Below are 8,150 nucleotides of genomic sequence, written 5' to 3'. Positions count from 1 at the left end.
TTCGTGTTGGGGGCCGCCCAGAGGATTTTGATCGAGCGCGCGCAATTCTGGAAGAAATTGGCCGCGACATAAAGCATATGGGAGAGATCGGATCAGGCCAGGCGGCGGTTCCGATCAGTTAGTTCGGCTCTATTGCGGATAAAATCATGGCACTTCACTTTTTCGCCATGCCGATGAATTCAATGGTTATTTCATCGGCGGCACCCTATTTTGTCAGAGGAACAAGGGAGACTCTGACAAGATCATGCTGGATTACATTGCGAGTCATGAACCGACAATTCGCCTGAGCTTCTTTCTCGGAACGCTCGGAACGGTCGGCATATGGCAAGCGTTTGCCCCGAAACGTCCGCCAAGCGTTTCAATCCTGTGGCGATGGCTGAACAACTTCGGCGTGACGTTCCTGAACACCCTTCTTTTACGGTTGCTATTCCCCATCCTGGCGGTAGGGCTAGCCGCCACTGCGGTGGAGAATGGCTGGGGCCTCCTCAATCTCGTGGAATTACCCGTGGCGCTTGCCATCGTGATTGCCGTCATCTTGCAGGATCTGGTGATCTATTGGCAGCATGTGATCTTTCATCGGGTCGGTTTTCTTTGGCAATTTCACAAAATGCATCACGCGGATGTCGATTATGACGTCTCCACCGGCGCCCGATTTCACCCCGTAGAGATCCTCCTCTCCATGTTCCTAAAGCTTGTGGTGGTCCTGTTACTGGGGCCGCCCGTTGTCGCAGTGATCATCTTCGAAATTCTCCTGAGCTCCGTTGCCATGTTCAATCATGCCAACGCAGGCCTGCCGGGGAAATTCGATGGAATAGTGAGGAAATTTATCGTCACCCCGGACATGCACCGTGTTCATCATTCGGTGATACGCGGCGAACATAATAGTAATTATGGCTTTAACTTGCCCTGGTGGGACTATCTGTTCGGGACATACTGCCCTCGTCCATCGGCCGGGCACAGCAACATGACTATCGGCCTCGATGAGTATCAGACAGATCGAAAACAGAGCATCTTCTGGATGCTGAAACTACCCTTCGTCAAACGATAGCTTTGTTCAAGCCGCGTTGCGCAGATCCTTCTTATCGACAGAGAAATCCTCAAACTTCCGCCAAAGAATAAGGAAATCCTGTAAGTTCTGCTCCACCTCCTTGCTGGCATCGCCATAAACCCGCGCATTAAAGCGCAATGTCTCGGCAAAATAATCCGCCCGGATTGCGGCACTCAGCTGGCTGAGGATGATCATTCCTTCCTTAACGTCATTGATATGGCCGAGATAATCCTGCATCTGAACCAGCAGGTCATATCCTTCATCGATTTTCTCCTTACGAATCAGCGAAGAGAAAAACCGCAAGTGATAGCGGGAGCGTTTTATATATTTGCGCAAATCATGGAGCTCGTTGGCCGAGAGATTTTCCACATCCGCCCCTCGGTTCATAAGCTCGATCCCGCCCTCCTCGATCGCATTCAAGGCAAAAGATGCAACGGGGCTGCTCATGATTTTACGAGCGGATCTACCAAGTTTTGTCGCCCAGTTTCCTTGCAGCCATTTGTCGAAGGACTTGGACAACCGTTCAAAATGGCCACCGGAAATTTCATGAATGATGATGTCATATTCTTCCGCGCGAAATTCCTCTCCCAGCATCAGGAGCTCTTTTGAAACCTTCTTAAAATCCTTCGTCTTTATTTCGGGCATGAGCGTGCTATCGAGAAATACGTCCATATTCCGGGCATCGCCGAGCAGATTACCGAAATAGCGGTATTCGCGGTTAAATTTGGAGCGGGTTTCCTTCGGGATAATCGGGCGAAAAATGTAAAGCGCAACGCGCATACGGCGTACACCAATGCGAATTTGCATCAATGCCATCGGGTCGCCTTCATCCTTGAACTGGCGGAAATTTTCTTTCAAATGAAGGGCACAGCCGCGAAAGATCACCTTTGCCGCCGTCTCGACATCCATACTTTCCGTAAGGTCGATATGCGATAATTTATGAATTTTCGACTTGGATGGCATGACAACTCTCTGGATGGAAAGATTTACCCCGAACTATAACGCAATTATGTTATTCAAACCATGACATGAAAAGCAACCACGAGATAAAACAAATGAAAAAACTGGAAAACTGGGTTGGCAATCAGATATCCCACAGCGAAATTATACATCAGCATGCCCTAAATGGCTTCGCGGCTCTTATGGACGAAGGCGGGGCGGCATCCGACATCGTTCCGCCGGGGGGACATTGGATGTATTTTCTGGCGACTGACCGGCAATCGCGAATCGGCCCGGACGGTCATCCGGTAAAGGGTGACTTCCTGCCGCCGGTAGAGCTTCCCCGGCGGATGTGGGCTGGCGGAAAGATCGAATTTCATGCGCCGCTTTTCGCGGGCGACAGAGCCGAAAAGATTTCGACGATCAAAAGTGTCGTGGAAAAGCAGGGCCGGACAGGCGCCCTGACTTTCGTCACGGTCGAGCATCAGGTGAAGAATGAGGCCGGGATATGCCTGACCGAGGAACATGATATCGTCTTCCGCGAAGCCGCAGGTGAGACCAGCGGCAGCAAAAAAGAGATGCAAAGCGCGCCCGATGACGGTGTATGGGCAGAAACGGTAACACCGGATTCGGTTATGCTGTTCCGCTATTCCGCACTCACCTTCAACGGCCATCGCATTCACTATGACCGCGACTATTGCCTGCAGGAAGAAGGGTATCCCGGCCTCGTCGTGCATGGCCCACTTCTTGGCACTTTGCTGATGCGGCTCGCTGTAAAGAATATGGGAGGGCGATTGCTTCGAAAATTCAGCTACCGCAATTTCAATCCGATTTTCGATACCGCCTCTTTCACCTTGGATGGAAAGCCGGAAAATAATGACGAGTGCAGCGTTTGGGTCCGGGGACCTGCGGGTGAACTTGCCGTCAAGGCAACCGCTGAATTCTGAGAAAAAAGGGCCGCATAAGCGGTCCTTTTAAATAATCTGAGGTTACAAACTAATCCTGTTTATGCTTATGACCCTGCATTTTCATGTCCATCGCCCCGGCGTCTTTCACATGGACCGTAACCGTAATCTGGCCCGCGCGTGCGAAATTGAGTGTTACCGGAAACTCCGCCCCCTTGAAGAGAGGTTTTTTCAGGCCCATGAGCATAACGTGGAAACCACCCGGCTTCAACATCACCGTCTCCCCTGCGGGGATAAGCAATTCTTCCATCCGCATCATACTCATAATACCGTCTTTCATGATGCTGTTATGGATTTCGACGCGATCCGCAATGGGACTTTCCGCCGCGACAAGGCGGTCCGCTTTCCCCTCCATATTGTGTAAGGTCATAAAGGCACCACCGACAGCCGCATTTGCAGGGCGCGCCCGAGACCAGGCATCACTAACGGCCATTCCGTTCTTCTCAGCAGCATGGGAGGAAAACAGGTCGGATTCCGCGTTCACTATCAAAACCCCAACCAGCAGAACAAAGGGTAAGTATTTAAGATATTTCATCATTCTTCCTTATCAGATTATAGCTGCTCACGTATTTTTGACGCCATTTCCTCAGCCGAAACCCCGTAAGAGAACACCGTTATCAAATCGCCATCACGCCCCATCAGATAAGTGAAAGAGGTGTGATCCACAAGATAGTAATCCGGATCGTCGTTATTCTGTTTCTGCGAATACACGCGATATTTCTTCTTTACATCGCTGATCGCCTCTTCACTGCCCGTCAGCCCGACAATCGACGGATGGAAGGCCGCAACAAACTCTGCCATGATATCTGGCGTGTCCCGCGCCGGATCGACAGTAACAAATACCGGCACCACCTCGCTAGCGTCATCGCCAAGTTCCTGCAGGGCGAGAGAAATTGTCTGCATCTCCGTGGGGCAGACATCGGGGCAGTTGGTAAAGCCAAAAAAGATCAGAAGAAATTTTCCCTTATAATCCTCATCGGTAACCGTCTCTCCCTTGTGATTTATAAGGGAAAAAGACCCGCCAATTTGCGGCACACCGACAAGAACCGTAGAGCCCTCTGATTTTTCCTGGCCGATACCGGGCAAATTGCCCGTCAACCAGAGCCCGATGGCAGCGGCGCTGGCCAACAGGAAGACGGTAATAAAGAATGCAAATATCTTGTTCATCTCAATAGAATTAGCTTGAAGCTACCGTTTAAATATAAATTTCCAGATGCCTTGCTTAATCTGACTGCATTGTCACGACAAGCCTAAAAATTAGGCTGCGGCATTCTATCGCACGGCACGCGTTTGTCATCCGGATCAGAGATTGACCCTTCCTCTATCTGCAGATAACCTGTTCGTGCGCAAATAAATTTATTCTCTGCTCCGCGCGTAATGTTTGGCACCAAGTAATTATATGAGCGTTTTTATCGCGAAGCGAGTTTTAACGTTGATTGTGACCCTGATCGGTGCATCAATCGTTATTTTTCTCGTCATGGAAATCCTGCCGGGCGATCCTGCACTAGTGATATTGGGCGTCGATGCGTCCGATGAGGCTATTCTCGCCCTCACCAAAGAACTCGGTCTCGACCGGCCTCCGATGATACGCTACTGGGACTGGATTGCCGGGATATTGAAGGGGGAGTTGGGCACCAGCTATGCCTATAAGGTTCCCGTCTGGGAACTCATAGAGGGCGCGCTTCTCATCACCATTCCACTTGCGATCATGTCGATCATTATCAGCATTATTCTTGCGCTCTCTATTGGCCTTTATGCCGCAGCCAATCATAACAAGGCGGGAGATATCACTTTGATGGGGATAAGTCAGCTTGGCATTTCCATCCCGAATTTCTGGCTTGCTATCCTTCTGATTATCCTCTTCGCAATCGAACTGCGCTGGCTACCAGCCGGTGGCTTTCCGGGCTGGGATGACGGCCTTTGGGCATGCCTGAGAGCATTGCTGCTGCCCTCCCTCGCCCTTGCAACTGTTGTCGGCGCCATATTGGCCCGGATCACACGCTCGTCCGTGCTGGAAGTGTTCCGCGAAGACTATGTCCGCACGGCGCGCGCCAAGGGCTTGAGCAAGCAAGCGACGCTTTGGCGCCATGTCCTGCGCAATGCATTGATCCCCGTCCTGACCGTCACCGGCATACAGTTCTCCGCCCTTTTGACAGGCACGGTCGTTGTGGAGAATGTATTTCATATTCCGGGGCTCGGCTCGCTTGTTCTGAAGGCCATCAACAACCGCGATACAATCGTTGTCGAAAATGTCGTGTTGCTGCTGGCCACCATGATCATTGTGGTGAACTTTATCGTTGATGTGCTTTACGCTGTCATCGATCCGCGGCTCAAGGCGCATGATATATGAGTAAAGATCGATCCCTTTCCTTTATCAACCGATGCCGCCGCAGCCGCAGCTTTGTGGTTGGGGGCGCGATGACCGCGTTTCTGCTGATGTGCGCAATAATCTCCCTTTTCTGGACACCGGGGTCCGCCTACGACATTACGATCGCCAATCGCTTCCTGCCGTCATCCGCCAATCACTGGCTGGGAACGGATCAGTTCGGGCGTGATATCGCCTCGATGTTGATGACGGGAACTCAGAATTCCATTGTCGTTGCCGTTGTCGCCGTCTCAATCGGGCTCTTCATCGGCGTCAGCCTTGGTCTTCTCGCATCCGCAAAGCGCGGTTGGACGGAAGAAATTATCATGCGGCTGTCGGATTTTTCCTTCGCCTTCCCCGCGATCCTCTCGGCGATTATGCTTACCGCCATTCTTGGGCCTGGCGGGGTGAATTCAATTCTCGCCATCGGTCTCTATAATATCCCGGTCTTTGCAAGACTGACCCGAGGGACGGCAAACTCCATATGGGCGCGGGAATTTGTGATGGCGGCGCGCGCCTCGGGAAAAGGCCGTCTTCGCATCACATTCGAGCATATCCTGCCCAATATCCTCTCCATCATCATTGTGCAGGCAACCATTCTCTTTGCCATCGCCATTCTGGCGGAGGCCGCGTTATCCTATCTCGGCCTTGGCACCCAGCCACCGGAACCATCCTGGGGACGTATGCTGAACGAGGCGCAGACCCTGATGTTCCTTGATCCGATGCAGGCCATTTATCCGGGCCTTGCCATTGCAATTGCCGTATTCGGGCTCAATCTGCTCGGTGATGGATTGCGCGATATTCTGGACCCCAGACTGTCGAGGAAACGTTAAATGAGCTTACTTAACGTCAAAGACCTGTCCGTCATTCTGGCCACTAACGAAGGCCCCGCCCGTGCTGTGCGTAATCTTAGTTTTCGACTTAACCGTGGGGAAACGCTCGGTATTGTCGGCGAAAGCGGCTGCGGCAAATCCATGGCGGCGCTTGCCCTGATGGGTCTATTACCGGAGCAAAGCGAAACATTGGGGGAAATCAAACTCGACGGACAGAACCTGCTGGAAAAATCCGATGCCGAGATGTGCCAAATCCGTGGTAACCGGCTTGCGATGATTTTTCAGGAACCTATGACCTCCCTCAATCCGGTTCATACGGTTGGCCATCAGATAATGGAGCCCTTGCGACTTCATCGGAATATGTCGGAGAACGAGGCTAAGGCGGAAGTTCTCCGTCTGCTTGATCGGGTCGGCATCCCCAACCCCAAAGAGCGGATCGATAACTACCCACATCAGCTCTCCGGTGGACAGCGGCAGCGGGTGATGATCGCGATCGCTCTGTCCTGTCAGCCTGATATCTTGATCGCGGACGAACCGACAACCGCCCTCGACGTCACAATCCAGGATCAAATCCTGGAATTGATCCAGACGCTCGTCCGTGAAGAGGGCATGGCACTTATCCTTATTTCCCATGACCTGGGAGTGATTTCCGAGAACACGGACAATATTCTGGTGATGTATGGCGGTTGTGCCGTGGAAGCAGGCGGTACAGCGCAGATATTTGAAGAGCTTATCCATCCGTATACGCAGGGGCTGTTCGCGGCGATGCCAAAGCTAGGGCGAGCGCGCGGCGGTCGGTTGGTAACAATTCCCGGAACTGTCCCGGACCTGATGGGACTTCCCATGGGCTGCACCTTTACGGATAGGTGCCCTCTTGCGACGGAAGTCTGTCGGAATACACCGCCGCCTATTGTGGAGGTGAAACCGCTTCAATTTGTTGCCTGCCACCATCTTGACGAAGCCCGCACCCGCAAGACGGAGGAACTCTTCTCATGACGACAGAGAGTAATTCCGTTCCAGTTCTGGAAGTCCATGATCTGGTCCGCCATTATCGGCTGCCGCGGGAAAGCCTGTTTGCCGAGCCCGGCCATGTCTTCGCCCTCAACGGAGTTACCTTCGAAATTCATAAGGGGAAAAGTTTTGGCATTGTCGGAGAAAGCGGTTGCGGAAAATCCACACTCGCGCGCAATGTCATGGCACTGGAACCAACAGACTCCGGATCGGTCAAGATACTGGGAAAAGAAGTTGTCGGCCTCAGTTTTGATCAGCTTAGGCCTCTTCGCCAGCATTTTCAGATGGTTTTTCAGGACCCCTACGGCTCCCTCGATCCACATCACAATGTCGGCCGGATTGTCGCCGAGCCTTTGGCAGCTCTCGGTGCAATTTCAAAAGCGGAGCGTGAGAGCCGGGTACATGATGTGCTGCTATCAGTCGGCCTGAAACCACAGGATGTTTCCAAATATCCCCACGAGTTTTCTGGCGGGCAACGTCAACGCATAGCCATCGCCCGCGCCCTGATCACCCATCCGGAGCTGATCGTTGCGGATGAGCCTGTCTCCGCGCTTGACGTGTCCGTCCAGGCGCAGGTTCTGAACCTGCTGAAAGATCTGCAGGATGAATTTGGCGTGACCTATATGTTCATCAGCCATGACCTCGCCGTTGTGGAGTATCTCTGTGACGAGGTGGCGGTCATGTATCTCGGCGAGATTGTCGAAAAGGGCCGGACAGAGGATTTATTCGAAACACCAGCCCATCCCTATACCCGGATCCTGCTCGACGCTGTGCCAAAGCCGGGATCCGGCCAGAAACGAGAACGCATCAAGCTGAAAGGCAATGTCACGGGCCAGACGGAGCAGCGGGTGGGCTGCGCCTTTCAGGATCGATGCCCCATGGCCCAAGATGTCTGTCGGGAGATCAAGCCCCCCTTAAGCCCTGTTGCCAAAGACCATCTCGCAGCCTGCCACTTTTCCGACAGCATGACGGAGAAGCGCTGACCAGGC

9 protein-coding genes are annotated in these 8,150 nt (G+C 52.7%); 6 read left to right on the top strand and 3 right to left on the bottom strand.

Annotated elements, in window-relative coordinates; all coding sequences use genetic code 11:
- Positions 1 to 244 precede the first annotated feature (244 nt).
- The gene (locus P1U71_RS09130; RefSeq protein WP_301105276.1) at positions 245 to 1,048 is read left to right on the top strand and encodes a sterol desaturase family protein; all 804 of its coding nucleotides are present in this window, start codon (positions 245 to 247) and stop codon (positions 1,046 to 1,048) included.
- A 6-nt stretch (positions 1,049 to 1,054) separates the two neighbouring features.
- On the opposite strand, the gene P1U71_RS09125 is transcribed toward P1U71_RS09130, so the two are convergent.
- Positions 1,055 to 2,011 carry a CHAD domain-containing protein gene (locus tag P1U71_RS09125; RefSeq protein ID WP_301105275.1) on the bottom strand — a complete coding sequence of 319 codons (957 nt, stop codon included), beginning with the start codon at positions 2,009 to 2,011 and terminating at the stop codon, positions 1,055 to 1,057.
- Positions 2,012 to 2,103: 92 nt separating this feature from the next.
- Here P1U71_RS09125 and P1U71_RS09120 point away from each other — a divergent pair, with 92 nt between their 5' ends.
- A complete protein-coding gene (locus P1U71_RS09120) occupies positions 2,104 to 2,934 on the top strand; it encodes a MaoC family dehydratase N-terminal domain-containing protein (protein WP_301105274.1) in 831 nt (276 codons plus the stop codon).
- A 49-nt stretch (positions 2,935 to 2,983) separates the two neighbouring features.
- On the opposite strand, the gene P1U71_RS09115 is transcribed toward P1U71_RS09120, so the two are convergent.
- Together P1U71_RS09115 and P1U71_RS09110 are read right to left on the bottom strand one after the other, a co-directional pair.
- A complete protein-coding gene (locus tag P1U71_RS09115; RefSeq protein WP_301105273.1) occupies positions 2,984 to 3,487 on the bottom strand; it encodes a copper chaperone PCu(A)C in 504 nt (167 codons plus the stop codon).
- Between the two features lie 17 nt (positions 3,488 to 3,504).
- Positions 3,505 to 4,119: an SCO family protein gene (locus tag P1U71_RS09110; protein WP_301105272.1), complete on the bottom strand. Its 615-nt coding sequence runs from the start codon at positions 4,117 to 4,119 to the stop codon at positions 3,505 to 3,507.
- Positions 4,120 to 4,351: 232 nt separating this feature from the next.
- Between P1U71_RS09110 and P1U71_RS09105 the strand changes: the two genes are divergently transcribed.
- Genes P1U71_RS09105 through P1U71_RS09090 form a run of 4 tightly spaced genes read left to right on the top strand, consistent with a single transcriptional unit; the run spans position 4,352 to position 8,144 of the window.
- Positions 4,352 to 5,302, top strand: a complete 951-nt coding sequence (locus P1U71_RS09105) for an ABC transporter permease (RefSeq protein WP_301105271.1) — start codon at positions 4,352 to 4,354, stop codon at positions 5,300 to 5,302.
- Positions 5,299 to 6,150, top strand: a complete 852-nt coding sequence (locus P1U71_RS09100) for an ABC transporter permease (protein WP_301105270.1) — start codon at positions 5,299 to 5,301, stop codon at positions 6,148 to 6,150. Before P1U71_RS09105 ends, P1U71_RS09100 begins: the two co-directional genes overlap by 4 nt.
- Complete coding sequence (locus tag P1U71_RS09095; protein WP_301105269.1) at positions 6,151 to 7,146, top strand: ABC transporter ATP-binding protein; 996 nt, start codon at positions 6,151 to 6,153, stop codon at positions 7,144 to 7,146.
- Positions 7,143 to 8,144 carry an ABC transporter ATP-binding protein gene (locus tag P1U71_RS09090; protein WP_301105268.1) on the top strand — a complete coding sequence of 334 codons (1,002 nt, stop codon included), beginning with the start codon at positions 7,143 to 7,145 and terminating at the stop codon, positions 8,142 to 8,144. The genes P1U71_RS09095 and P1U71_RS09090 overlap by 4 nt, the downstream gene beginning before the upstream one ends.
- Positions 8,145 to 8,150 lie beyond the last annotated feature (6 nt).

The organism is Sneathiella sp. (assembly GCF_029233945.1).
GTDB lineage: Bacteria > Pseudomonadota > Alphaproteobacteria > Sneathiellales > Sneathiellaceae > Sneathiella.
This window is presented reverse-complemented; position numbering and strand designations above follow the sequence as displayed.

Excerpts from the sequence above, each read along its gene's own strand:
- P1U71_RS09125 (WP_301105275.1), bottom strand. The coding sequence starts at position 2,011 with ATGCCATCCAAGTCGAAAATTCATAAATTATCGCATATCGACCTTACG.
- P1U71_RS09090 (WP_301105268.1), top strand. The coding sequence starts at position 7,143 with ATGACGACAGAGAGTAATTCCGTTCCAGTTCTGGAAGTCCATGATCTG.
- P1U71_RS09120 (WP_301105274.1), top strand. The coding sequence starts at position 2,104 with ATGAAAAAACTGGAAAACTGGGTTGGCAATCAGATATCCCACAGCGAA.
- P1U71_RS09095 (WP_301105269.1), top strand. The coding sequence starts at position 6,151 with ATGAGCTTACTTAACGTCAAAGACCTGTCCGTCATTCTGGCCACTAAC.
- P1U71_RS09105 (WP_301105271.1), top strand. The coding sequence starts at position 4,352 with ATGAGCGTTTTTATCGCGAAGCGAGTTTTAACGTTGATTGTGACCCTG.
- P1U71_RS09130 (WP_301105276.1), top strand. The coding sequence starts at position 245 with ATGCTGGATTACATTGCGAGTCATGAACCGACAATTCGCCTGAGCTTC.
- P1U71_RS09115 (WP_301105273.1), bottom strand. The coding sequence starts at position 3,487 with ATGAAATATCTTAAATACTTACCCTTTGTTCTGCTGGTTGGGGTTTTG.
- P1U71_RS09110 (WP_301105272.1), bottom strand. The coding sequence starts at position 4,119 with ATGAACAAGATATTTGCATTCTTTATTACCGTCTTCCTGTTGGCCAGC.
- P1U71_RS09100 (WP_301105270.1), top strand. The coding sequence starts at position 5,299 with ATGAGTAAAGATCGATCCCTTTCCTTTATCAACCGATGCCGCCGCAGC.